Genomic DNA, 25,252 nt, shown 5'->3' with positions numbered 1-25,252 from the left:
AAGGTGATGGACTCATCCCTGAGTGCGACACCATTGTGCAGGGTCGCTTGGGCGTCCCTGCTGACGAATAGCAAAATACAGTGCTGGCGTGGCCTGACCACCGCTGTTGCCCACGGTGGAAATTACCTCGCCGGCTTTTACAACGTCGCCGGCAGACTTGAGCAACGTCTGATTGTGGCCATACAAGCTTAAGAAACCATTACCGTGGTCCAGAATCACCAGTTGGCCTGCACCGCGCAGCCAGTCGGCAAACACCACGCGCCCGCCGTGTACGGCGTGTACCTGGGTGCCGGCACCGGCGCTGATCATCACGCCGTCCCACTTGGTGCGCGAGTCGTCGCCACGGGTTTCACCGAAACGTGCAAGCAGTCGACCATCAACTGGCCATGGAAGTTTGCCCCGGGCTTGAGAAAAAGCACCGCCGTAAGACGCACCTGCGCTGGAGACCAATGGCCCCGGTGTGGATTGCACCGGTTTTCGCGGGGCATCGGTAACGACCGATGCAGCCTCGCGCTGGCGTTTTTTCTCGGCTTCCTGCTGCGCAATCAGGGCTTTTTGCCGCGCCTGCTCGGCTTCGCGGGCCTGGCGGGCGAGGGTTTCTTCGATGGTCTTGAGGACTTTCGCCAGATCGGCCTGATCCTGCTCGCGGGCCTGCAACTTCTGGTCGCGGTCCTTTACGTCGGTATTGAGCTTGGCCAGCACTTGCTGGCGCTCTGCACGCACCTTGTCGAGCTCGGCGCGCTGGGTGTCCAGGCTGCTTTTCTGGGTCAGCAGTTGCGCTTGCTGCAAGTTGATATCGGCCTCGACATTGGCTAGTTGGCGCAGTGTCTCGTTGAAGCCTTTGAGCTGGGCCAGACGGGCTTCGCTCAAGTAGTCGTAATAAGTGAGGGTTCGGGCGAACTTCTCGGGGTTTTGCTGGTTGAGCAGCATCTTCAGGTATTCCTGACGCCCACCCTGATAGGCGGCGCGGGCCTGAATGGCGATCAGGCGTTGCTGTTCAAGTTTTGCGCTGTGGAGTTTTTTTTTCTCGCTATCTAGGCGCAGCAGCTCGCCTTCACTCTTTTTTAGTTCTTGTTGCAGGGTTTCAACCTGCTTCTCCAGCTTGCCGATTTCGGTTTCGGTACCGCGCAGGTCTTTCTGCACGCCGGACTTTTCTTCCTGCAGCTTGCCCAGGAGCTTTTTCAGCTCGCTGATATCCTGGCGCGTGGCATCCAGCTGCTGTTGGGTTTGCGCGCGCTCGTCGGCAAACGCCGGTTGGAGCATGCATGCGAGGGTCAAGGCTATAAGGGCGCGAAGCATGGGGCGGGCGACACCTGGGGAACGGGACGGCCTAGTATGCCCGCCCTCGTCACCTATAAGAAATGGATGAAGGTGAAATTGTAGCCGTTGATCCTGTGGGAGCGGGCTTGCTCGCGATAGCATCACCACGCAATGCCTGATGCACCGCGTCGCCGGTATCGCGAGCAAGCCCGCTCCCACAGGCATTGCGTTGTTTTAAGCGTCGACCAGAATCGATTTGCCGGTCATCTCTTGCGGCTGTGGCAGCCCCAGCAGTTTGAGCATGGTGGGTGCCACGTCGGCCAGCACGCCGCCTTCGCGAACTTTGAGCGAGCGCTTTCCTACATAGATAAACGGCACGGGCTCACAGGTGTGGGCGGTATGCGCCTGGCCTGTGGACTCGTCTTCCATCTGCTCCACGTTGCCGTGGTCAGCGGTGATCAGGGCTTCGCCGCCGACCTTGTCCAGTGCTTCCACGATACGGCCCACGCAGGCATCCAGGCATTCAACTGCCTTGACGGCTGCGTCGAATACGCCGCTGTGGCCAACCATGTCGCCATTGGCGTAGTTGACCACGATCACGTCATAACGCTGGTTTTCGATGGCATCGACGATATGGTCGGTGACTTCGGGGGCGCTCATTTCCGGTTGCAGGTCGTAGGTGGCGACTTTCGGCGACGGCACCAGAATGCGCTCTTCACCCGGGAACGGCTCTTCACGGCCGCCCGAGAAGAAGAAGGTCACATGGGCATACTTCTCGGTTTCTGCAATGCGCAACTGGGTTTTGCCGTTTTTGGCCAGGTAATCGCCCAGTACGTTTTCCAGGCTGCCGGGCGCGAATGCGCTGGGTGCCGGGATACTCGCAGCGTATTGGGTCAGCATCACGAAACCGGCCAGTTTTGGCTGGCGGGCGCGGGCGAAGGCGTTGAAGTCATCTTCAACGAATACACGGGTCAGCTCGCGGGCGCGGTCGGCGCGGAAGTTCATAAAGACCACGGCGTCGCCGTCTTCCACTTTCACCGGCTCGCCGATGGTCGTGGCTTTGACGAATTCGTCGCTTTCGCCACGTGCGTAGGCAGCTTCCAGGCCTTCCTGGGCGGTAGCGGCGTTGAACTCGCCCTTGCCGTCGACGATCAGGTTGTAGGCCTGCTCTACGCGGTCCCAGCGATTGTCACGGTCCATGGCGAAGTAACGGCCGATCAGGCTGGCGATACGGCCTTTGCCCAGGTCCTTGAACGCTTCGTCCAGCAGTTCAATGGAAGATGAGGCACTTTTTGGCGGGGTGTCGCGGCCATCAAGGAAGGCGTGCAGGTAGATTTTTTCTGCGCCGCGCTTGAATGCCAGCTCGGCCATTGCGATCAGGTGGTCCTGATGGCTGTGAACACCACCATCGGACAGCAGGCCCAGGATGTGCACGGCCTTGCCTGCAGCCACGGCCTTGTCGACCGCGGCGCAAATGGTCGGGTTTTCAAAGAACTCGCCATCGCGGATGGATTTGGTGACACGGGTGAAATCCTGATACACCACGCGGCCGGCGCCCAGGTTCATGTGGCCGACCTCGGAGTTGCCCATCTGGCCGTCAGGCAGCCCGACATCCATGCCCGAACCCGAGATCAGGCCGTTCGGCATGCTCGCGCAAAGACGATCCAGCACCGGTTTCTTGGCCGAATAAACGGCGTTGTATTCGTGACTTTCACTGTGACCGAAGCCATCCAGGATGATCAGGACCAAAGGTTTAGGCGTGGTAGTCATAGATCCCACTCGTGGCTGGTTTATAAGAAGGTATACAGAGGACGCGCAGTTTAAAGCGAAGTTCATGTGGCGTCACCGCCGGGCGGGGTTTGGCCGACCAAGGTGGCTGTGTATACTGGCCCACATTTTACGACCCTGGAACCTTCTGATGGTTGAGCACCTGATTGCATTTGCGACTTCCCACTACCTGCTTGTAGGCGCGTTTGTCATCCTGCTGGCGCTGTTGATCGCCCACGAGATGAGCCGTGGCGGGCGCAGCATCAGCACGGGCGAACTGACCGGCCTGGTCAATCGCGACGAAGGTGTGGTGATTGATATTCGCCCGGCCAAGGATTTTGCCGCCGGCCACATCGTGGGTGCTATTAATATCCCGCAAGACAAACTGATGGCGCGCATTGCCGAGCTGGACAAGCACAAGGGCAAGACCATCATTCTGGTCGACGCTGCCGGCCAGCACTCGGGCGGCCATGCCCGTGAGCTGCTCAAGGCTGGTTACAATGCTGCCAAGCTGTCTGGCGGCATTTCCAGCTGGCGCGCTGACAACCTGCCAGTGGTGAAGTAACTATGTCCAAGGTCATCGTTTACTCCAGCGACTATTGCCCTTATTGCATGCGTGCCAAGGCTCTGCTTGAGAACAAGGGTATTGCCTTCGAAGAGATCAAGGTCGACGGCAAGCCACAGGTACGTGCCGAGATGGCTCAGAAGGCAGGCCGCACGTCGGTTCCGCAAATCTGGATTGGCGACAAGCATGTTGGCGGATGCGATGACCTGTTTGCTCTGGAGCGCGCAGGTAAATTGGATGCGCTGCTGAACGTCTGACTCTCATTCTCTATAAGCCCCAAGATCAACAAGGATCTGTGATGACTGACCAACAGAACACCGCTGCTGTTAGCGATGAAGACACCGCTCCACAATTCTCCCTGCAGCGCATCTACGTGCGTGACCTGTCGTTCGAAGCGCCAAAAAGCCCGGCGATCTTCCGTCAGCAGTGGGAGCCGAGCGTTGGCCTGGATCTGAACACCCGTCAAAAGCCGCTGGAAGGCGACTTCCACGAAGTGGTTCTGACCCTGTCGGTTACCGTGAAAAACGGTGACGAAGTGGCGTTTATTGCTGAAGTGCAACAGGCCGGCATCTTCCTGATCAAAAACCTTGATCCAGCGTCGATGAACCATACCCTGGGCGCGTTCTGCCCGAACATCCTGTTCCCGTATGCCCGCGAAACCCTGGACAGCCTGGTGACACGTGGCTCGTTCCCTGCGTTGATGCTGGCTCCGGTGAACTTCGATGCCCTGTACGCGCAAGAACTGCAGCGCATGCAGGAAGAAGGCAGCCCGACTGTTCAATAAACAGCCGATTGCCAAAAAAAAGCGCCTGAGGGCGCTTTTTTTGTGTGTGGGAGCGGGCTTGCTCGCGATTGAATCGCTGCGGTGCAACAGGTACATCGCGTAGCTTTCATCGCGGGCAAGCCCGCTCCCACAGGGTGTGTGTTTACTTGAAGCCTAGCTGGCGCCAGGCCTCATACACGGCGACCGCTACGGTGTTAGACAGATTCAGGCTGCGGCAGCCTTCGCGCATAGGCAGGCGCAGGCGGTGCTCGCCGTCCAGGCTGTCGAGCACTTCGGGCGGCAGGCCACGGCTTTCAGGGCCGAAGAGAAAAGCATCGCCCTCGGCAAACTGCACGTCGTGAAACGGTCTGGAGCCTTTGGTGGTAAAGGCGAACAGGCGCGGATGGCCCAGGCTTTCCAGGCAACTGGCCAGGTCGGCATGACGCTTGAGCGGCGCATACTCGTGGTAATCGAGCCCGGCACGGCGCAAGCGCTTGTCGTCCAGCTCAAAACCGATAGGCTCGATCAAATGCAGGTGGCAGCCGCTGTTGGCGCACAGCCTGATAATGTTGCCGGTATTCGGCGGAATTTCTGGTTGAAAAAGGATGACGTGAAACATGCACGGCTCCGAACTTAAAGATGGACAGCATTCTACGCTTGAAGAGGACCCGCGACCGAAACTATGGCCACGGGTTTTAGGTTCTTTGGCGATAGTCGGTGTGATGGTGGGGATGATGATCGGTCGATTGACCGCGCCAACCCCTGTGGAGCTGCAGCAGGTGGACGTGCTGCCCGGCGGCCTGGTGGTGTGGTTCAGCGCCGAGCCCAAGCTGCATGGTGAGCTGGTCGACGGCACGCTGGGGTTGCTGTTTGATGCCAGGGGCAAGGTGCAGAGCGGCCAGTTGACGTTTAACGGCAAGAGCGTGAACTGGCGGGTGCGTGATACGGATGGCGGGTTGCTGCTGACCCTGGTGGCGGCCCGTGCCTTGAAGGGCGACTGGGCCGGGGCGTCGCAAGATGGACGCTGGCGGTTGCAGGTAAACCTGCGAGAGTAATAAAAGAGGGAATTCCAGCCTGCCTGTACCGGGTTCCCCAAAAGCGCTGTGCGCGTTGATGCAAAAGGCATCAAGGCTGCGGTGTAAAAGTGGGGAGTCTTGACCTGCCTGTATCAAGGTCCCCTAAAGCGGTGTTGCGTGTAATAGGTATTGCAGGGCGCGTGCCAGTTTTTGATTTTTTGTAAAAATTGCCCCTTGAGTACGCAAAAGCCCCGGAATCCGGGGCTTTTGTTTGGGGGCTGATTTTTTCCCCGGGTTTGGCGCAAACCCTTGGGCTAGAGCTGTGCACGATATTGGGGCGGGTTGCTTGAGGGTGGTGCGGTCAGATCAAGAGCCCCTAACCCTCTTCCACAGGGAAAGGGGACTAAAGGCAAAAGCAGATTTATGAAACACCACCCATCAGCTCCCTCTCCCTACGGGAGAGGATTGGGTGAGGGCGCTTTTGAACGGCTTCAAGCCTCGTCGCCCTCATCCTCGTCGCCATCGATCTTCATGCCCAGTTCCTTGATCTTGCGGGTCAAGGTATTGCGGCCCCAGCCCAACAGCACGGCAGCGTCGCGACGGCGGCCTGCGGTGTGCTTGAGCGCCGTCTCGATCATGATCCGCTCAAAGGTCGGCACTGCACTGTCGAGCAGGTTGGACTGGCCACGCCCCAGCGCCTGGTCAGCCCACTGGCGCAGTGCCTGCTCCCAGTTGGTGACAGGGGAGGCGTCCTGTTGCAGGTTGAGCAACTCGGGAGGCAGGTCGCCGATATGCACTTCGCGACCCGAAGCCATCACCGTGATCCAGCGGCAGGTGTTCTCCAGCTGGCGCACGTTGCCTGGCCAGGGCAGGTTTTTCAGGTACTGCTCGGTCTCGGCCTTGAGCAGTTTTGGCTCTACGGACAGTTCTTGCGCGGCGCTGCTGAGAAAGTGCCGGGCCAGGGTCGGGATGTCTTCGCGGCGGTCTGACAGGCGCGGAATATGGATGCGGATTACGTTCAGACGGTGGAACAGGTCTTCACGAAACTTGCCGGCCTGCACCAGGGTTTCAAGGTTCTGGTGTGTGGCTGCGATGATGCGAACATCGACCTTGACCGGCGTGTGCCCGCCAACCCGGTAGAACTCGCCATCGGCCAGTACCCGCAGCAACCGGGTTTGGGTGTCCGCCGGCATGTCGCCGATCTCATCGAGGAACAGGGTGCCGCCATCGGCCTGCTCAAAACGGCCCCGGCGCAGGTTTGCAGCGCCAGTGAAAGCGCCTTTTTCATGGCCGAATAGCTCGGATTCCATGAGGTCCTTGGGGATCGCAGCCATGTTCAATGCGATAAATGGCGACGCGGCCCGCGGGCTGTGGCGGTGCAGGGCGTGGGCCACCAGCTCTTTGCCGGTACCTGATTCACCGTTGATCAGCACCGTGATGTTGGAGTGGCTCAGGCGGCCAATGGCACGAAACACCTCTTGCATCGCCGGGGCTTCGCCGATGATTTCCGGCGTCGGGGCCAGCGTCGGCGCTACGGCCAGGCCTTGCTGCTCCTGGGCGTGCTGGTTGGCGCGCTTGACCAGAGACACGGCGTCATCGACATCAAACGGCTTGGGCAGGTATTCGAATGCGCCGCCCTGATAGGACGCTACCGCGCTGTCCAGATCGGAATGAGCGGTCATGATGATGACCGGCAGGCGCGGGTGCTGTTCGCGGATTTTGGCGAGCAGGTCCAGACCGCTGGAGCCGGGCATGCGGATATCGGAAATGATCACGTCAGGCTGTTGGCGAGCCAGTCGGCTCATGACCCCATCGGCACTGTCGAAACTTTGTGTGGTCATGCCTTCCTGTTGCAAGGCTTTTTCCAGTACCCAGCGGATTGAACGGTCGTCGTCGACGATCCACACGGTTTCACTTCGGCTCATGTCGATGCGGCTCCTTGTTCCAGTGGTAGAAAGATCGAGAAGAGTGTGTGGCCGGGGTGGCTTTCACACTCGATCAACCCCTGGTGCTGACTGATGATGTTTTGCGTGATGGCCAGGCCAAGCCCGGTACCGTCCGGGCGGCCGCTGACCATCGGGAAAAACAGGGTGTCTTGCAGCTCGAACGGTATGCCCGGGCCGTTGTCGATAATTTCGATTTTTGTCACCAGCCGGTGGCGTATGTGGCCAATGGTGAACTGGCGCATGGCGCGGGTGCGCAGGCTGATGCGGCCCAGGCGCAGCTCATTCTGGCTGCCGATGGCCTGCATGGCGTTGCGCACGATATTGAGTACTGCCTGGATCATCTGTTCACGGTCGATCAGCAGGTCAGGCAGGCTGGGGTCATAGTCACGCACCAAAGTGATGCTGCCCTGGGTCTCGGCTTCGACCAGATTGCACACGCGTTCCAGTACTTCGTGGACGTTGGTCATGGCCAGCGACGGCAGTTTGTTGGAGCCCAGCATGCGGTCGACCAGGTTACGCAGGCGATCTGCTTCTTCGATGATGACGTTGGTGTAGTCGCGCAGGTTTTCGTCGGGCAATTGCCGGGCCAGCAGCTGGGCCGCACCGCGAATGCCTCCCAGAGGGTTCTTTATCTCGTGGGCCAGGCCGCGTACCAGCATCTTGCTGGTTTCTTGCTTGGACAGCTGGGCTTCTTCTTTGGTGATGCGCAGCAGACGGTCGCGGGGGTGTACCTCAAGCAACAGCATGGTGCCGCCATTGCTCAAGATGGGCGTTACGGCATAGTCCACCGTCAGGTTCTGGCCCGTCAGCGAGGTCAGCATGGCTTCGCGTTTGGTAAACGGGTGCGCTTGCTCAACTGCCTGGCGCAGCGAGTGCAGAGCCTCGGTGGACTCCGTAAAGAGCTCGCTGATGAACTGGCCGTGACTGCGTTGACCGCTGATCGCCAACAGCATCTCTGCCGCCGGGTTCATGTACTCAAGGCGCAAATCAGCATTGAGTAAAAGCGTGGCAGTGGTCAGGTTGTCGAGTAACAGTCGGTGCAGGGCGTCACTGATGGTCATGGGCCGATCCCGGATTGCGTGCGCGGTGAAGCGCTGGTGCAAGGAAAATGCAAAAACCAAACCAAGGCTCCGAAAAGAAGCGTCGCTCCCCTGAAATAGGCGTTTACAAGCTGGGCGCATATCGCCGCAGCCCGGCATGCGAGTGTTTATGAACCAAATTGGGCTGGTAAGTGCACTATCAAACTATAGTCGCACCAATATAGTGCAATTTAGATGAATGGATTCAGTTGCCTGAAAATGTGCGCGGGATATTTGCTATGGGTGCAGCCAGAGGTTGTGTGCCGCGTTCGAGCGCACACCGGTCATAAGCCCCGAGTGCGCGATGCGACACAGGCAGCGCCCACTCTGAGGTGACCACCGTTTTGCGTTTCGAACGCAGCTTCCGGTACCTGCTACGGGCCTTGCGTGGTTAATGGGACAGCGGCATGCCGGGCGTGCCTGCATAGAACACGATCAGTTCTACCGGGGCCTTGCCGCTGGTGCCTCGATGGGAAGTATTGACCATCTCGGGCAGTACCTGGCCAGGTTTGAGCGTGGTTTTGTGCATGCCGTCTTCGGTTTCGACCAGCAGTTCACCAGCGACCACGTAGGCGATATTGGGCATGGGGTGCGTGTGCCATTTCAGTGCGGTGTTGGCCGGGAGTGTGATTTTGACCACGGTGAATTCCGGCTTGCCGTCCGGCCAGGTGTAAGGGGTGCCTGTCCAGGATTGGCCTGTCTTGAGCAGTTGTTCGACCGTTACTGCAGTGGGTGAACTGTTGCAGCCCAGCATGAGCAGGCAGGCGCATGCCAGCAGCAGGGTTTTGAGGGCGAGTAAGGGGTGCATGTCAGTCTCCATTGGTTGAGTGGCGACAAACTACCGGTCACTCAGCAGGGTGGCTGTCAGGTGCAGGCACGAATCCAGAAGCTCTGATCCGATGCTTGTGTAAGACGGCGCCCACAAAAAAGCCTCCCGAAGGAGGCTTTTTCAAATCACGCCGCTTGCGCAGGCGTCACCGGATTAGCAGCTGTAGTACAGCTCGTATTCCAGTGGGTGTACGAAGGTACGAACCTGGATTTCTTCTTCGCTTTTCAGGGCGATGTACGCGTCGATGAAGTCGTCGCTGAAAACGCCGCCTTTGGTCAGGAACGCGCGACCTTTGTCCAGTTCCTCCAGGGCCTCTTTCAGGCTGCCGCACACTTGCGGGATCTCTTTGGCTTCTTCAGGCGGCAGGTCATACAGGTTTTTGTCCGCTGCGTCGCCAGGGTGGATCTTGTTCTGGATACCGTCCAGACCAGCCATCATCAGTGCCGCGAAGCACAGGTACGGGTTGGCTGCTGGATCCGGGAAGCGTGCTTCGATACGGCGAGCTTTAGGGCTGGACACGTAAGGAATACGGATCGAAGCCGAACGGTTACGAGCCGAGTAGGCCAGCATTACCGGTGCTTCGAAGCCTGGTACCAGACGCTTGTAGGAGTTGGTAGCCGGGTTGGTGAAGCCGTTCAGGGCCTTACCGTGCTTGATGATACCGCCGATGAAGAACAGGGCAGTGTCGGACAGGCCGGCATAGCCTTCGCCTGCGAAGGTGTTCTTGCCATCTTTGGAGATGGACATGTGAACGTGCATACCCGAGCCGTTGTCGCCGTACAGAGGCTTTGGCATGAAGGTAGCGGTACGGCCGTAGGCATCTGCCACGTTGTGTACGCAGTATTTCAGGGTCTGAACTTCGTCAGCCTTTTTCACCAGGGTGTTGAACTGCACGCCGATTTCGTTCTGGCCAGCAGTTGCCACTTCGTGGTGGTGAACTTCGATAACTAGGCCCATCTCTTCCATGGCGTTGCACATGGAGGTACGGATTTCGTGGTCATGGTCGAACGGCGGAACCGGGAAATAACCGCCTTTGACGCCGGGACGGTGGCCTTTGTTGCCGCCTTCCACGTCCTGGTCGGACATCCACGAACCCTGTTCGGAGTAGATCTTGAACATGGAGCCGGAAATGTCGGACTTGAACTTCACCTGGTCAAAGATGAAGAACTCTGGCTCCGGGCCAACGAAAACGGTGTCGCCGATACCGGTGGACTTCAGGTATTCCTCGGCACGGGTAGCGATGGCGCGTGGGTCGCGGTCATAGCCTTGCATGGTCGACGGTTCGATGATGTCGCACACCAGGATCAGCGTAGGCTGTTCGGTGAACGGGTCCAGAACAGCAGTGCTGTCGTCTGGCAGCAGGATCATGTCGGACGCTTCGATGCCTTTCCAGCCAGCAATGGAGGAGCCGTCGAACATTTTGCCGTCGGTGAAGAAGTTTTCATCCAGCGCATCACGGGCCGGCATGGTCACGTGGTGCTGAGTGCCTTTGGTATCAGTGAAGCGCAGATCAATCCACTTGACGTCATGATCTTTGATGAGTTGAACCGACTTCGACATAGTGTCCTCCGGGGTGGCTTAGGGCTGGTAGTGGAATGCCCTTAATAAGTGGTTGATGCCGGCGCGAATACTCTGCCAAGGCAACCTGCCTCACAAGGGAGCAAATTGCATGCCAGTGCCCCGACTTGGGCGTAATGCGCCAATCTCAAGCAGGTAAGCGGGGCAGACTACCGATTAGCCGCGTTTATCGCACCCAAATGAAGCGAAATCTGGCGTTTATGTTCTATTTTGGTGCGATGAAAACCGTTTGTACGATAACTGGTTAAACCTTGAGCAATTTCCGCTATAATCCGCGCCCCCCTTTTTTGGCAGGCTGCTCGCGCGCTGTTTTCATGAAACTAATCGTTAAAGTCTTCCCCGAAATCACTATCAAGAGCCGTCCGGTTCGGATGCGTTTCGTCCGTCAATTGGCCAAAAACATCCGTACTGTGCTCCGCGATCTGGACCCGGCTGTGGTGGTGACGGGCGTGTGGGACAACATCGAGCTGCAAACGCGCGTAAGTGACCCTAAAGCCTTGAAAGAAATGACCGAACGCCTGAGCTGCATGCCGGGCATCGCGCATTTTCTGCAGGTTGACGAGTACCCGTTGGGCGACTTCGACGACATCGTTGAAAAGTGCAAATTGCACTTCGGCGATGCGCTGGCGGGCAAGATCTTTTCGGTGCGTTGCAAGCGCGCTGGCAAGCACCCGTTTACCTCGATGGAAGTCGAGAAATACGTCGGCAGCAAGCTGCGTCGTGAGTGCGGTGCGGCCGGAATCGAGCTGAAAAAGCCAGAAATCGAAGTTCGCATTGAAATTCGCGACCAACGGTTGTTTGTGATTCACAACCAGCACGACAGTATTGGTGGCTACCCGTTGGGTTCGCTCGAGCAGACCCTGGTGCTGATGTCCGGTGGTTTCGATTCTACCGTGGCGGCCTACCAGATCATGCGTCGCGGCCTCATGAGCCATTTCTGCTTCTTCAACCTGGGCGGACGTGCCCATGAACTGGGCGTGATGGAAGTCGCGCACTATATATGGAAGAAGTACGGCAGCTCCCAGCGCGTGCTGTTTGTGAGCGTTCCGTTCGAAGAAGTTTTGGGCGAAATTCTCGGCAAAGTCGATAACAGTCATATGGGCGTCATTTTGAAGCGTATGATGTTGCGCGCTGCAACGCGTATTGCCGAACGCCTCGATATCGAAGTGCTGGTGACCGGTGAAGCGATTTCCCAGGTGTCGAGCCAGACGCTGCCCAACTTGTCGCTGATTGATTCGGCTACAGACAAGCTGGTGTTGCGCCCGCTGATCGCCAGCCACAAGCAGGACATCATCGATCTGGCAGAAGAAATCGGTACGGCTGACTTCGCCAAGCATATGCCTGAATATTGCGGGGTGATTTCGGTCAACCCCAAGACCCACGCCAAGCGCAACCGCGTGGAGTATGAAGAACAACAGTTTGATATGGCCGTGCTTGAGCGTGCGCTCGAGCGGGCCAAACTGGTGCCGATTGATCGGGTAATCGATGAATTGGGCCAGGACTTGCAAGTCGAAGAAGTCAGCGAAGTGCTGGCGGGCCAGATCGTAATCGACATCCGTCACCCGGATGCTCAGGAAGATCAACCGCTGGAACTGGCTGGCATCGAAGTACAAGCGTTGCCGTTCTATGCTTTGAACAGCCGCTTCAAGGAACTGGATGACACCCGTCAGTACCTGTTGTATTGCGACAAAGGCGTGATGAGTCGCCTGCATGCTCACCATTTGCTCAGTGAGGGACATGCCAATGTGCGCGTTTATCGACCGAGCTAAGAGCCCGGGGCTGTATGCCTGTGGCCTGCGTCACCGGCCCCCCGACGCCGCCGTCAAGCTGTAACGGCTTGCACGGACTCTACTGTTAATCGCTGCCTGGACTCAGTCAGCACACCGAATCCTCTGATCGAGATACACAAGTGATCGAAAATCTACGTAACATCGCCATCATTGCTCACGTTGACCACGGTAAAACCACCCTGGTAGACAAACTCTTGCGTCAATCCGGCACCCTGGAGCGCAACGAGCTTAACGACGAACGCGTAATGGACTCCAACGACCAGGAGAAAGAGCGCGGTATTACCATTCTGGCGAAAAACACCGCCATCAACTGGAACGGCTACCACATCAACATCGTGGATACCCCGGGCCACGCCGACTTCGGCGGCGAAGTTGAACGCGTAATGTCGATGGTTGACTCCGTTCTGCTGCTGGTTGACGCTCAAGACGGCCCTATGCCGCAAACCCGTTTTGTGACCAAGAAGGCTTTCGAAGCCGGCCTGCGTCCAATCGTGGTCATCAACAAGGTTGACCGTCCGGGCGCACGTCCGGACTGGGTTCTGGACCAGATCTTCGATCTGTTCGACAACCTGGGTGCTACCGAAGAACAGCTGGACTTCAAAGTGGTTTACGCCTCTGCCCTGAACGGTATTGCTGGTCTTGACCACACCGACATGGCTGAAGACATGACCCCGCTGTACCAGTCGATCGTCGACAACGTACCAGCACCAGCCGTAGACCGTGACGGTCCGTTCCAGATGCAAATCTCGGCACTGGACTACAACAGCTTCCTGGGCATTATCGGTGTTGGCCGTATCGCTCGTGGTCGCGTCAAGCCGAACACCCCGGTTGTTGCCATCGACGCTGACGGCAAGCGCCGCAACGGTCGTATCCTGAAGCTGATGGGTCACCACGGTCTGCACCGTGTAGACGTTGAAGAAGCTTCGGCAGGCGACATCGTTTGCATCAGCGGTATGGATTCGCTGTTCATCTCCGACACCCTGTGTGATCCGATGAACGTTGAAGCGATGAAGCCGTTGACCGTTGACGAGCCAACCGTTTCCATGACCTTCCAGGTAAACGACTCGCCTTTCTGCGGTAAAGAAGGCAAGTTCGTGACTTCCCGTAACATCAAGGAACGTCTGGACAAAGAGCTGCTGTACAACGTTGCTCTGCGCGTTGAAGAAGGCGACTCGGCTGACAAATTCAAAGTATCGGGCCGTGGCGAGCTGCACTTGTCCGTACTGATCGAAACCATGCGTCGTGAAGGCTTCGAAATGGGCGTTGGTCGTCCAGAAGTGATCATCCGCCTGGTTGACGGCGTCAAGCACGAACCGTTCGAAAACGTCACCATCGACCTGCCTGAAGAATCTCAGGGCAAGGTGATGGAAGAGATGGGTCTGCGTAAGGGCGACCTGACCAACATGGTGCCGGATGGCAAAGGCCGTGTGCGTCTGGAATACAACATCCCTGCTCGTGGTCTTATCGGTTTCCGTAACCAGTTCCTGACCCTGACCAACGGTGCTGGTATCCTGACCTCGATCTTCGACCGTTACGACGTGATGAAGTCGGGCCACATGTCCGGCCGTCAGAACGGCGTTCTGGTATCGGTTGAAACTGGCAAGGCGCTGACCTACTCCCTGGAAACCCTGCAGGCGCGTGGCAAGCTGTTCGTTGAGCACGGTCAAGAGATCTACAACGGTCAGATCGTTGGTCTGAACAGCCGTGACACCGACATGGGCGTTAACCCTACCAAGGGCAAGAAGCTCGACAACATGCGTGCTTCGGGTAAAGACGAAACCATCGCTCTGGTTCCACCTGTTCGCTTCACTCTGGAACAGGCTCTGGAATTCATCCAGGACGACGAGCTGTGCGAAGTGACTCCTAAGTCCATCCGTCTTCGTAAGAAGATCCTGGACGAAGGCGAGCGTACCCGCGCTGCTAAAAAGGCCAAAAACTAAGTTACTTAGTTAGCGGTTACAAAAACGCCCCCGACCTTGCGGTCGGGGGCGTTTTTTTATGGTCGGGATTTGACTCGTTCATCGCTGCCCGTGCTGCGGCGAGCGCGGTCTGTCAGGTCATTTGCGTACAGGCCATCGCAGGAAAGCCCGGCTCCCACAGGGGGCTGTGGTAATTGTGGGAGCGGGCTTGCCCGCGAAACGATCTGTCAGTCGATTCTGCGCTGCAGGTTAAAAATCCATCAGCTTGACGCTGCTGTTCTTGCGCTCAACGGCCTTGGGCACATACGCGCAGTAACCTGGGCGCGGGCCAATCCGCGGATGGTTGCGGCAGGTATCCGGGCGAATCTCATAAATCGTGCACATGCGCGATTTGCGGTCCAGGTACAGGCAGTCGTTATTGCTCATGCGCTGCAGGGTGAAAATCCCGGACTTCTGGTTGAAGCGCTCAACGATCCCTTCCTTTTGCAGGCGCTTGGCGATGTTCTTCGGCGGGTCGCCCATCTCGAACTCGTCAACGATGCCGATGCGGATCAGGTCTTTGATTTTGACCTCGACCGGCAAGGTGCAGCAGCTGGAAATGCAGGAGCCGCACATGGGCGCGGAGTATTTGGCCCAGGTATCGAGACGGTCGATTTCCGCGGCGGCGATCAGGTTGGACTTCATCAGACTTGTATTCCAGCGTGCATCAGGGCGCGCGATCATACCGGGGTTGCTGAAGGAGTGAACAACCATTTGCCGGTTTTTCGATCAGAGCCATGTTTTAAAGCGTTCAACTGCGAATGTGCCTCGTTTTGGGGCGGCATTCACTTTGTCAGCTTTTTTTAAATAATCGCCGAAAAAAGCCCGAATCAAAGCACTTTGTTTCTGTTGAAGCGTCTAGGCTGACACCACTCGCTCTTCAAATCGCCCCATCTCGATTGAGGTTGTATCGATGCCCCAGGAACCGCTTGTTCGTGACGCACAGGTGGCGGCTTTCCGTGCCGCTGTAGTAGCCAAGCTGACTTACGCGGTGGGTAAGGACCCGGAACACGCGTTTGACCATGACTGGTTTGAGGCCATAGCCTTGGCCGCCCGCGACCATATGGTCGAGCACTGGATGGACAGCACCCGGCAGATTTATCGCAAGGACCAGAAACGGGTGTACTACCTGTCGCTGGAGTTTCTGATCGGTCGCCTGCTGTACGACAGCCTGAGCAACCTGGGGTTGCTGGAGGTGGCGCGTGAGGCACTGGGCGAGCTTGGCGTGGATCTGGAGCGCATCCGTGTCCTGGAGCCGGACGCGGCCCTTGGTAATGGTGGCCTGGGTCGGCTGGCGGCGTGCTTTATGGAAAGCATGTCGACCCTGGGCATTGCCGCCCACGGCTATGGCATCCGCTATGAGCACGGGCTGTTTCGCCAGAGCATTGTCGATGGCTGGCAGCAGGAACAAACCGAGAACTGGCTGGATTTCGGCAACCCGTGGGAGTTCGAGCGTGCTGAAGTGCTGTACTCGGTGGGTTTTGGCGGTTCGGTTGAAACCAAACAGGATGAACAAGGCCAGCTGCGGCAGATCTGGTGGCCGGGCGAGACGGTGCGGGCTATTGCCTATGACACGCCTGTTGTGGGCTGGCGCGGGGCCAGCGTCAACACCCTGCGTCTGTGGCGGGCGAGGGCCCTGCACGATCTGAACCTGGGCCGCTTCAACGCAGGCGATCATTTGGGGGCGGTGGCCGAAGTGGTACGGGCCGAGAGCATCTCCCGCGTGCTGTACCCGGCTGACAGCAACGAGGCTGGCCAGGAGCTGCGTCTGCGCCAGGAATTCTTCTTTGTCTCGGCCTCGTTGCAAGACCTGCTGCGCCGCCATCTGCACGTCCATGAGACGCTGCTGAACCTGGCCGAGCATGTGTCGATCCAGCTCAACGACACCCACCCCTCGATCGCCGTGGCCGAGCTGATGCGTATCCTGGTTGATGAGCACGGCATTGAATGGCATGCGGCGTGGCAGGTCACCGTCGACACCTTGTCCTATACCAACCACACGTTGCTTCCGGAAGCGCTGGAAACCTGGCCTGTGGGCTTGATGGAGCGGCTGTTGCCGCGCCATATGCAGATCATCTACCTGATTAACGCACACCATATCGATGCGCTGCGGGCCAAGGGCATTCATGATTTTGACGTGTTGCGTGCCGTTTCGCTGATCGAGGAAGACCACGGCCGCCGGGTACGCATGGGCAACCTGGCATTTCTCGGTTCCCACAGCGTCAATGGCGTTTCCGGGCTGCATACGCAATTGATGCGCAGCACCGTGTTCGCCGAGTTGCACAAGCTCTACCCGGAGCGCATCAACAACAAAACCAACGGCGTGACCTTCCGCCGCTGGCTGTTCCAGGCCAACCCGCCATTGACCGCCATGCTGGTGGATGTGCTGGGCCCGGATGTGCTTGATGAAACCGAACACAAACTGATCAGGCTGGAGCCTTTTGCCGAGCGCTCCGATTTTCGCAAACGCTTCGCCGAACAGCGCCTGCAAAGCAAATGCACCCTGGCGGCGCTGATTTATGAGCGCCTGGGGGTCGTGGTCAACCCTGAAGCCCTGTTCGATGTGCAGGTCAAACGGATTCACGAGTACAAGCGCCAACTGCTCAACCTGATGCACACCGTAGCGCTGTATCAGGCCATTCGGGCCGAGCCGGGCAACCAATGGGTGCCACGGGTGAAGATTTTTGCCGGCAAGTCGGCGGCCAGTTATGAACAGGCCAAACTCATCATCAAACTGGCCAATGACATCGCCCGTACCGTCAACAATGATCCCACCGTACGCGGTCTGCTCAAGGTGGTGTTTATCCCCAACTACAACGTCAGCCTGGCCGAAAGCATCATTCCGGCGGCTGACTTGTCCGAACAGATCTCCACGGCAGGCTACGAAGCGTCGGGCACCAGCAACATGAAGTTCGGCCTTAACGGCGCGCTGACCATTGGCACAATGGATGGCGCCAACGTCGAAATGTGCGAGCGGGTGGGTGCCGACAATATGTTTATCTTTGGTCTGAGCTCGCAGCAGGTCGAAGCGCGCAAGCGCAATGGCGAGTTCCATGCAGCACCGGATGTCGCGGCCTCACACAGGCTCAATGACGTGTTGCAGGCGATTCGTGGCGGGGTGTTCTCCCACGACGACCCTGCGCGCTACACCGGCCTGGTGGATTCGCTGATCGAATATGACCGGTTCCTGGTGTGTGCCGACTTCGATGCCTACTGGGATGCCCAGATGCGCGTGGAGCACCTGTGGCACGACAGGGAAGAGTGGTGGCGCAAATCCGTGTTGAACACGGCACGCATGGGCTGGTTCTCATCGGACCGGACCATTCGCGAATACGCGACCGAGATCTGGAAAGCGTTGTAGGAAGTTTCACGCGCTGTGGGAGCGAGCAAGCCTGCTCCCACAGGGTCTCTGGTGGCTGTTTTGGAACCCGTTCGGCCAGTTCTGAGTCTGATTAGAAGATTTGCACGGCAACACGCGCTAAACTGCGCGGGTTTTTCGCCCCCTCCCCCTTGTTCGGAGCCTTACATGTCCCGCGTTACCCTGAGTCGCTATTTGATCGAGCAGACCCGCAGCAACAACACGCCTGCTGATTTGCGTTTCCTCATCGAAGTGGTGGCGCGTGCTTGCAAAGAGATCAGCCACGCCGTATCCAAAGGCGCCCTGGGTGGTGTTCTGGGCAGCATGGGCACCGAAAACGTGCAAGGTGAAGTGCAGAAGAAGCTCGATGTGATCTCCAACGAGATCCTGCTTGAAGCCAACGAATGGGGCGGTCACCTGGCCGGCATGGCGTCCGAAGAAATGGACAATGCCTACCAGATCCCGGGCAAATACCCGAAAGGCGCGTACCTGCTGGTATTCGACCCGCTGGACGGCTCGTCGAACATCGACATCAACGCACCAGTTGGCACTATCTTCTCGGTACTGCGTTGCCCGAACGAATACCTGACCCAGAACGAACCTTTGAATGAAAAGGCCTTCCTGCAGCCAGGCACTCAGCAAGTCGCTGCCGGTTACGCCATCTACGGCCCGCAGACCATGCTGGTTCTGACCCTGGGCGACGGCGTCAAAGGCTTTACCCTGGACCGCGAAATGGGCAGCTTCGTACTGACCCACGAAGACATCACCATTCCTGACGCTACCCAGGAATTTGCCATCAACATGTCCAACCAGCGTCACTGGGAAGCCCCGGTACAGCGCTACGTTGACGAACTGCTGGCAGGTGAAGAAGGTCCGTTGAAAAAGAATTTCAACATGCGCTGGATTGCCGCCATGGTTGCCGACGTGCACCGTATCCTGACCCGCGGTGGTCTGTTCATGTACCCGCGCGACAGCCGTGAGCCGTCCAAGCCGGGCAAATTGCGTTTGATGTACGAAGCCAACCCGATGTCGTTCCTGGTGGAACAGGCTGGCGGCGCATCGACTGATGGCCATCAGCGCATTCTCGACATCCAGCCAGAAGGCCTGCACCAGCGTGTAGCCGTGTACCTGGGCTCGAAAGAAGAAGTCGCACGCATCACCGCTTACCACAAAGCGTAAGCCCCTGTGGGAGCGGGCTTGCTCGCGATAGCATCGACCCGGTATGTCAGGCATACCGGGTTGCCTGTATCGCAAGCAAGCCCGTTCCCACTGTTGTTATCCCTCCTGAAATAAATCCCTGCGTCCTGCGGGAACCAGCCTGCGCTTTTCTCTTCTAAGCTTGGATCAAGCGGCACTGCCGACTTTCTTTCTCAGGAGCTTTCCATGAAGTTGCGTTCTCTGGCGTTGTTGTCGTTCTGTGTCTTGCTGGCCGCGTGCAGCAAAATCAATCAGCAAAACTACTCGAAACTGTCGACCGGCATGACCAAGGCCGAAGTCGAGCAGTTGCTGGGCACCCCGACCGATTGCTCCGGCGCGCTGGGCATGTCGAGCTGCACCTGGGGCGATCAGAAGAGCTTTATCAGCGTGCAGTACGCAGGCGACAAAGTGCTGATTTTCTCGGGCCAGGGTTTGAAGTAAGACCGATCAGGAGCGTTTACGATGAAACGTCTTTTAGTCAGTCTCGGGGCTGCGCTGTTATTGGGCGGGTGTGCAAGTTCCAGCAGCGATTCGCTGGCGCCCAACACCGTCTCCAGTGTCGACCTCAAGCGCTATCAGGGCACCTGGTATGAATTGGCGCGGTTGCCGATGTTCTTCCAGCGCAATTGCGCGCAGTCCGAAGCCCATTACAGCTTGAAGCCGGATGGCGACGTGGCGGTGTTGAACCGTTGCCGCACCGCAGAGGGCAAGTGGGAGGAGGCCAGGGGCACGGCAACGCCGCAAGTGGAGGGCAAGACCGACAAGCTGTGGGTCGAGTTCGACAATTGGGTATCGACCCTTTTGCCGGGTGTGACCAAGGGCGATTACTGGGTGTTGTACCTGGGCGACAACTACAGCACGGCGCTGGTAGGCAATCCCGACCGTAAATACTTGTGGTTGCTGTCGCGTAAACCGCAGGTTGATCAGCAAACCCGTGACGAGTTGCTCAGCAAGGCTCAGCAGCAAGGCTATGACACCACACGCTTGATCTGGCGCACGCCGGATGCGGACATGCCCAAGGGCACGAAGTAAGGCAGGAATGTCCCTCAGCAGGCGCTGAGGGACACAGGCCGGGCGCTTAAGCGCGCAGCAGGGTCTTCCAGGCGCGGTTCTGGTACACGGCGATGGCTTGCTGCTTGCGGGCGTTGAGCAGTTCGTCGTTGCTCTCGGCGTCTTCAGAAATCGGCAGGTTGGCCAGTTCCTGCAGCTTGTTCATCTCGCCGTACAGACGGTCCAGCTCCGGGATTTCCAGCACGTTACGCGCCAGACGCAGCCAGGCCTGAATACGCTCGATGCGCGGCAGTTGCTCGGCCAGGTCTTCGGGTTGCTGCTGGTAGCGGTTCAGACGCAAGGCAATCGCTTCGTCCGACAACAAACGCGGCAACCAGCTTTGCAGCTGCGCAGCGCCCTGGCGGTTGCCCCGGGTGGTGCCACGGTCCACAGTCCAGCTGCGCTCCATCAACCAGCGCGAAGTGTTCAGGGAGAACTGGCCCCAGCGCGGGTCTTCCAGTTCCTCGAGGAACTGCTCCGGTGCGGCTTTGCGCACATCTTCGTCGTCCTGACCGATCTGCACCAGCGGGCGCCAGTCTTCCAGCAGGGCGTCCAGCGCAGCGCGCAAGGCGCTGGTGGACTGACGTGGTGCGGCTTGACCCAGGCTGCTGACCAGTGCACGCAGGTCGATCAATTGCTGAACCCAGTCTTGCAGCAAACGCCAGTGGCCATTGAAGCGATACTGCTCGGCCAGGCGCTGGCTATTGCCCAGCAAGTGCCAGGCCAGGGCGGCGAAGGCATCGTCCAGGGGTGTTTCTGGCGTCAGCACCGGGGCTGGCAGGGTGACGGCGTAGCTGTTGGCGTCGAACAGGCGATAGCCGCGCTCGGCCTTGCTGATATCACACGGCATCAGGGCCAGCTTCTCGGCCAGTTCGGCGGCCAGTTCCAGCAGGGCAGACGGCTCGCCTTCGCGCAGTTCGAGCTCCAGCTCGCAGATTTCTTCCTTCTGCTTGCCGGCAATCACATGGCCCAGGTCCAGAGCGGCTTCGATGACCACTTTGGCTTTGCCACGGCCCCAGGAAATTTCAGCACGTTCGCGTACGAAATCCGTGGTGAAAATGGGCTTGAGAGTTTTTTTGTCCAGCTCGGCCAGCTCTTGTGGCCAGCATTCGCCGTCGAGCTTCTTGATGTCGAGCTTGGCTTTGGGCAGGTTCCAGTCGTACTCGTTGCGTACGGACAGGCCAGCAACGCTTTCGCCGCGGGTCTTGAGGGTCTGGATCACGTCTTCGCCATCACGGCGCAGGCGCAGGGCAACCTTGGCCTTGGCCAGGTCGCGCTCAGGTGTATCGAAGTACTGGTTCAACAACTCACGGCTTTCCCAGCCACTTTTGTTGCGCTTTTTCAGCAAAGGGTGCTCGCGCAAGGCGGCGAGGGTTTCGCGGCTGACGCGCAGTTTGATTTCGGTTTCTTTTTGCATGGCCGGAAAATCCAGGAACGGTTGCGCAGCCGGGAAAAAGTGTGGCTGCCAAGGCCGTGCAGTGTACAGGACTCGCCGCCCCGGCGGGCCGCGAGGGTTTATTCTGCGGCGCAGATAGCTCTATGATGGGCCTCGCCCCGCCTACAGGAAGTCAGCGCATGCCCTTACCTTCCATGAAAGAGCAGTTCGCTGCCTTGATCGCCGTACCGTCGGTCAGTTGCACCCAGCCGACACTGGATCAGTCCAACCGCGGGGTGATCGATTTGCTGGCCAGCTGGCTTGGCGATTTGGGTTTCAACTGCGATATCCAGCAGGTCAGCCCCGGCAAATTCAATTTGCTCGCCAGTTTTGGCAGTGGCCCCGGCGGGCTGGTGCTGGCCGGGCACAGCGACACCGTGCCCTACGATGAAGCGCTGTGGCAGACCGATCCGCTCAAGCTGACAGAGGTGGATAACCGCTGGGTTGGCCTTGGCAGTTGCGATATGAAGGGCTTTTTTGCGCTGGTGATCGAAGCAGTGCGGCCTTTGCTCGATCAGCCCTTCAAGCAGCCACTGCTGATTCTGGCCACCTGTGACGAAGAAACTTCGATGGCCGGGGCCAGGGCGCTGGTCGAAGCTGGTCGCCCGCTGGGCCGTGCTGCGGTGATTGGTGAACCGACCGGGCTCAAGCCGATCCGCATGCACAAGGGCGTGATGATGGAGCGCATCGAGATCCTCGGGCAGAGCGGTCACTCATCCGACCCAAGCCTGGGCCACAGCGCGCTGGAGGCCATGCACGACGCGATCAGCGAACTTAAGGGGTTGCGTCAGCAGTGGCTCAATGAGTACCGCAATCCGCAGTTCAGCGTGCCGCAACCGACCCTTAACTTTGGCTGTATCCATGGCGGCGACAACCCCAACCGGATTTGCGGCCAGTGCTCGCTTGAATTTGACCTGCGCCCGCTGCCGGGCATGGACCCGAATGCGCTGCGGGCCATTATCCGCAGCAAGCTGCAACCCCTGGCCGAGCGTCATCAGGTGAAGATCGATTTCGCGCCCATTGCCGCCGGAGTGCCGCCCTTCGAGCAGGATGCCGATGCCGAGTTGGTGCGCGTGGCTGAGCGCCTCACCGGGCATCGTGCGCAAGCAGTAGCGTTTGGCACCGAAGCGCCTTATCTTCAGCAGCTTGGTTGCGAAACGCTGGTATTGGGCCCGGGTGACATCGCCTGTGCGCATCAACCAGGGGAATACCTGGAAATGTCACGTTTGCAGCCGACAGTACGTCTACTGACTCAATTGATCGAACACTATTGTCTGAAATAGTGAAGATACCCATACGATTTATCCACAAGGAGAGCCGCGTGTTGCCAACAATGTTTCGACGATAGCCATCAGCCCGTTGTGCGTTTGCTGTTCTAGCCCTTTTTAGGCGATTTATTTTCTACAGGCTCTGGTTATGCACGATTACGTTAACTGGTTGCGTCACGCGTCTCCCTACATCAATGCCCACCGCGATTGCACCTTTGTTGTCATGCTCCCTGGCGACGGTGTGGCACACCCCAACTTTGGCAATATCGTCCACGACCTGGTGCTGTTGCACAGCCTGGGTGTGCGTCTGGTGCTGGTCCACGGTTCGCGCCCGCAGATCGACAGCCGCCTTGAGGCGCGTGGCCTGGTGCCGTATTACCACAAGGGCATGCGTGTGACCGATGCATCAACGCTCGAATGCGTGATCGATGCTGTCGGGCAACTGCGCATTGCGATTGAAGCGCGCTTGTCGATGGACATGGCGTCTTCGCCGATGCAGGGTTCGCGTCTGCGCGTAGCCAGCGGCAACCTGGTCACTGCGCGGCCGATCGGCGTGCTCGACGGTGTGGATTTTCACCATACCGGCGAAGTGCGCCGGGTGGACCGCAAGGGCATCAACCGCCTGCTCGATGAGCGCTCGATTGTGCTGCTGTCGCCCTTGGGTTACTCGCCCACCGGTGAGATTTTCAATTTGGCCTGTGAAGACGTCGCCACCCGTGCCGCCATCGACCTGGCGGCGGACAAACTGCTGCTGTTTGGTGCTGAATCGGGTTTGCTCGATGCCGAAGGGCGGTTGGTGCGTGAGTTGCGTCCACAACAGGTGCCGGCGCATATGAAACGTCTGGGCAGTGACTACCAGGCCGAATTGCTGGAAGCCGCCGCCGAGGCCTGCAGTGGCGGCGTGGCTCGTAGCCATATCGTCAGTTATGCCGAAGACGGTGCGCTGTTGACCGAGCTGTTCACCCGTAACGGTGGCGGTACGCTGGTGGCGCAAGAACAATTTGAAGTTACGCGGGAGGCGGCGATTGAAGACGTCGGCGGCCTGCTTGAATTGATCAGCCCGCTGGAAGAGCAGGGCATCCTGGTGCGTCGTTCGCGTGAAGTGCTGGAGCGTGAGATCGAACAGTTCAGTGTGGTGGAGCGCGAAGGCATGATCATCGCCTGTGCGGCGCTGTACCAGATTGCCGATTCGGATGCGGGGGAGCTGGCGTGTCTGGCGGTGAACCCGGAGTACCGTCATGGCCGTCGTGGCGATGAGTTGCTCGAACGTATTGAAAACCGCGCCCGTGCCCAGGGGCTGAAAACCTTGTTCGTGTTAACCACGCGCACTGCTCACTGGTTCCGTGAGCGCGGGTTTGAGCCTAGCGGTGTAGAGCGCCTGCCGGCGGCGCGGGCGTCGCTGTACAACTACCAGCGTAACTCGAAGATCTTTGAGAAAGCGCTGTAAGGCGCCAGCTGTTCAGGCTCTGGGCTGGAGAAGATTCGTAGCAGCTGACGAGTGGAACGAGGCTGCGTTCGGCGGCGAAGCCGTCGTAAAGTCAAACACCGTGGTGTGCCAGTTAAACTTGGAACTCTGGTTTTACGGTCGCTGCGCAACCGAACGCAGCCTCGTTCCACTCGTCAGCTGCTACGGATAACTGCAACTGCGGTGCTCAACAAGCCCCGTCAAAACTCCCGCAAACACAAATCATCTATTACCGCCTTGCCCATGTCGCACAAGTAATGTGAAGCCCAGGCATGGCGCTCGCAGTTCTTGTCCAGCGCGGCATCCAGCGCCAGTTTTTTTGCGCAATAAAGCAACGCCGACACCTGCTCCAGCGCCTGGCGCAGCGGTATGTCGGGGTTGACGCGGAACAGCTCGTGGTTGTCCTGGCCGCAGGGGCCGAAGGTGACAGTGCCGAGAGTTTTGATTGGGGGATGATCAGTCATTGAGTGCGCTCCTAATTTAATAAAGAGCTGCCAGATTTTGTTCTCAGTAAAAGGTGGCAGCCATGCGCGAGCTGAGAAAACGGGACAATTAGGCAAACCCGCCAGGCCTAGGGCCTCACGCGCACAGCCGCCATAACACGATGGGCTGGTGCATAAAAAACGCCATCGACTGGATCGGTTGGCGTTAGCGCGCGAATTGTTCCTCGGATTCTCAAGTCCGGCCACTGTTTTTTCAGTGACGACGCACTGTACGCCGGCCTTCAAAATCCTTAAGCCGTCCCTTGCCTCAGTGGGCGTAGGAACTGACCGCCCGCGCTCGCATGAACACCTCCGGTCTGTCCCCTCTCCCTCCGGGAGAGGGCTAGGGTGAGGGGCTTTTGATCTGCCTAGGCTCTGTACGTAAACCCAAGAAATACGATTTTCTGTAAAATACACCGCCATTAAAGCCAGGAGGCCAAGATGGC

At 58.5% G+C, this 25,252-nt stretch carries 22 protein-coding genes; 12 read left to right on the top strand and 10 right to left on the bottom strand.

Annotated features, from left to right (window positions below):
• Positions 1 to 12: 12 nt before the first annotated feature.
• On the bottom strand, positions 13 to 1,299 hold the full coding sequence (locus tag GHN92_RS01600; RefSeq protein ID WP_095000788.1) for a murein hydrolase activator EnvC: 1,287 nt from the start codon (positions 1,297 to 1,299) through the stop codon (positions 13 to 15).
• 195 nt (positions 1,300 to 1,494) lie between these two features.
• A complete protein-coding gene (gene gpmI / locus GHN92_RS01595; protein ID WP_095017755.1) occupies positions 1,495 to 3,030 on the bottom strand; it encodes a 2,3-bisphosphoglycerate-independent phosphoglycerate mutase in 1,536 nt (511 codons plus the stop codon).
• A gap of 148 nt (positions 3,031 to 3,178) precedes the next feature.
• On the opposite strand from gpmI, the gene GHN92_RS01590 reads away from it, so the two are divergent.
• Genes GHN92_RS01590 through secB form a run of 3 tightly spaced genes read left to right on the top strand, consistent with a single transcriptional unit; the run spans position 3,179 to position 4,376 of the window.
• Positions 3,179 to 3,592 (top strand): rhodanese-like domain-containing protein, encoded by a 414-nt coding sequence (locus tag GHN92_RS01590; protein ID WP_086799305.1) that lies wholly within the window; start codon positions 3,179 to 3,181, stop codon positions 3,590 to 3,592.
• Positions 3,593 to 3,594: 2 nt separating this feature from the next.
• Positions 3,595 to 3,849, top strand: a complete 255-nt coding sequence (gene grxC, locus GHN92_RS01585) for a glutaredoxin 3 (protein ID WP_095000790.1) — start codon at positions 3,595 to 3,597, stop codon at positions 3,847 to 3,849.
• Positions 3,850 to 3,890: 41 nt separating this feature from the next.
• A complete protein-coding gene (secB, locus tag GHN92_RS01580) occupies positions 3,891 to 4,376 on the top strand; it encodes a protein-export chaperone SecB (protein ID WP_003438592.1) in 486 nt (161 codons plus the stop codon).
• A gap of 142 nt (positions 4,377 to 4,518) precedes the next feature.
• Here secB and trmL read toward each other — a convergent pair whose 3' ends face one another.
• Positions 4,519 to 4,974, bottom strand: a complete 456-nt coding sequence (trmL, locus tag GHN92_RS01575) for a tRNA (uridine(34)/cytosine(34)/5-carboxymethylaminomethyluridine(34)-2'-O)-methyltransferase TrmL (protein WP_095000791.1) — start codon at positions 4,972 to 4,974, stop codon at positions 4,519 to 4,521.
• Between trmL and GHN92_RS01570 the strand changes: the two genes are divergently transcribed.
• Positions 4,973 to 5,410: a hypothetical protein gene (locus GHN92_RS01570; protein WP_095017754.1), complete on the top strand. Its 438-nt coding sequence runs from the start codon at positions 4,973 to 4,975 to the stop codon at positions 5,408 to 5,410. The genes trmL and GHN92_RS01570 overlap by 2 nt on opposite strands.
• Positions 5,411 to 5,862: 452 nt before the next feature.
• On the opposite strand, the gene ntrC is transcribed toward GHN92_RS01570, so the two are convergent.
• From ntrC to glnA, 4 genes are all read right to left on the bottom strand, one after another.
• Positions 5,863 to 7,296 carry a nitrogen regulation protein NR(I) gene (gene ntrC / locus GHN92_RS01565; protein ID WP_088378458.1) on the bottom strand — a complete coding sequence of 478 codons (1,434 nt, stop codon included), beginning with the start codon at positions 7,294 to 7,296 and terminating at the stop codon, positions 5,863 to 5,865.
• Positions 7,293 to 8,378: a nitrogen regulation protein NR(II) gene (gene glnL / locus GHN92_RS01560; protein ID WP_095000793.1), complete on the bottom strand. Its 1,086-nt coding sequence runs from the start codon at positions 8,376 to 8,378 to the stop codon at positions 7,293 to 7,295. The genes ntrC and glnL overlap by 4 nt, the downstream gene beginning before the upstream one ends.
• 409 nt (positions 8,379 to 8,787) lie before the next feature.
• A complete protein-coding gene (locus GHN92_RS01555; RefSeq protein WP_095023767.1) occupies positions 8,788 to 9,204 on the bottom strand; it encodes a cupin domain-containing protein in 417 nt (138 codons plus the stop codon).
• Between the two features lie 174 nt (positions 9,205 to 9,378).
• On the bottom strand, positions 9,379 to 10,785 hold the full coding sequence (glnA, locus tag GHN92_RS01550) for a glutamate--ammonia ligase (protein ID WP_095000795.1): 1,407 nt from the start codon (positions 10,783 to 10,785) through the stop codon (positions 9,379 to 9,381).
• A gap of 332 nt (positions 10,786 to 11,117) precedes the next feature.
• On the opposite strand from glnA, the gene thiI reads away from it, so the two are divergent.
• Positions 11,118 to 12,572: a tRNA uracil 4-sulfurtransferase ThiI gene (gene thiI, locus GHN92_RS01545; protein WP_095000796.1), complete on the top strand. Its 1,455-nt coding sequence runs from the start codon at positions 11,118 to 11,120 to the stop codon at positions 12,570 to 12,572.
• A gap of 140 nt (positions 12,573 to 12,712) precedes the next feature.
• The gene (typA, locus tag GHN92_RS01540) at positions 12,713 to 14,533 is read left to right on the top strand and encodes a translational GTPase TypA (RefSeq protein WP_016783126.1); all 1,821 of its coding nucleotides are present in this window, start codon (positions 12,713 to 12,715) and stop codon (positions 14,531 to 14,533) included.
• Positions 14,534 to 14,761: 228 nt separating this feature from the next.
• On the opposite strand, the gene GHN92_RS01535 is transcribed toward typA, so the two are convergent.
• Positions 14,762 to 15,199, bottom strand: a complete 438-nt coding sequence (locus GHN92_RS01535) for a YkgJ family cysteine cluster protein (protein ID WP_095001087.1) — start codon at positions 15,197 to 15,199, stop codon at positions 14,762 to 14,764.
• A 265-nt stretch (positions 15,200 to 15,464) separates the two neighbouring features.
• Here GHN92_RS01535 and GHN92_RS01530 point away from each other — a divergent pair, with 265 nt between their 5' ends.
• From GHN92_RS01530 to GHN92_RS01515, 4 genes are all read left to right on the top strand, one after another.
• Positions 15,465 to 17,912: a glycogen/starch/alpha-glucan phosphorylase gene (locus tag GHN92_RS01530; RefSeq protein WP_095000797.1), complete on the top strand. Its 2,448-nt coding sequence runs from the start codon at positions 15,465 to 15,467 to the stop codon at positions 17,910 to 17,912.
• A 165-nt stretch (positions 17,913 to 18,077) separates the two neighbouring features.
• Positions 18,078 to 19,088, top strand: a complete 1,011-nt coding sequence (locus GHN92_RS01525) for a class 1 fructose-bisphosphatase (RefSeq protein ID WP_016783129.1) — start codon at positions 18,078 to 18,080, stop codon at positions 19,086 to 19,088.
• Positions 19,089 to 19,292: 204 nt separating this feature from the next.
• Positions 19,293 to 19,547 (top strand): outer membrane protein assembly factor BamE, encoded by a 255-nt coding sequence (gene bamE / locus GHN92_RS01520; protein WP_016783130.1) that lies wholly within the window; start codon positions 19,293 to 19,295, stop codon positions 19,545 to 19,547.
• Positions 19,548 to 19,568: 21 nt separating this feature from the next.
• Positions 19,569 to 20,138 (top strand): lipocalin family protein, encoded by a 570-nt coding sequence (locus tag GHN92_RS01515; RefSeq protein ID WP_095000798.1) that lies wholly within the window; start codon positions 19,569 to 19,571, stop codon positions 20,136 to 20,138.
• Positions 20,139 to 20,184: 46 nt separating this feature from the next.
• On the opposite strand, the gene GHN92_RS01510 is transcribed toward GHN92_RS01515, so the two are convergent.
• The gene (locus GHN92_RS01510; RefSeq protein ID WP_095000799.1) at positions 20,185 to 21,573 is read right to left on the bottom strand and encodes an inorganic triphosphatase; all 1,389 of its coding nucleotides are present in this window, start codon (positions 21,571 to 21,573) and stop codon (positions 20,185 to 20,187) included.
• Positions 21,574 to 21,731: 158 nt separating this feature from the next.
• Here GHN92_RS01510 and argE point away from each other — a divergent pair, with 158 nt between their 5' ends.
• On the top strand, positions 21,732 to 22,874 hold the full coding sequence (gene argE, locus GHN92_RS01505) for an acetylornithine deacetylase (protein ID WP_095000800.1): 1,143 nt from the start codon (positions 21,732 to 21,734) through the stop codon (positions 22,872 to 22,874).
• Between the two features lie 133 nt (positions 22,875 to 23,007).
• Positions 23,008 to 24,306, top strand: a complete 1,299-nt coding sequence (gene argA, locus GHN92_RS01500) for an amino-acid N-acetyltransferase (RefSeq protein WP_095017751.1) — start codon at positions 23,008 to 23,010, stop codon at positions 24,304 to 24,306.
• A gap of 218 nt (positions 24,307 to 24,524) precedes the next feature.
• On the opposite strand, the gene GHN92_RS01495 is transcribed toward argA, so the two are convergent.
• Positions 24,525 to 24,788, bottom strand: a complete 264-nt coding sequence (locus GHN92_RS01495; protein ID WP_153379178.1) for a DUF3077 domain-containing protein — start codon at positions 24,786 to 24,788, stop codon at positions 24,525 to 24,527.
• Between the last annotated feature and the right edge of the window lie 464 nt (positions 24,789 to 25,252).

This window comes from Pseudomonas sp. FSL R10-2964, from assembly GCF_009600035.1.
GTDB classification, from domain to species: domain Bacteria; phylum Pseudomonadota; class Gammaproteobacteria; order Pseudomonadales; family Pseudomonadaceae; genus Aquipseudomonas; species Aquipseudomonas bubulae.
The sequence above is the reverse complement of the archived record's forward strand: the minus strand, read 5'-3'. Positions and strand labels throughout refer to the sequence as shown.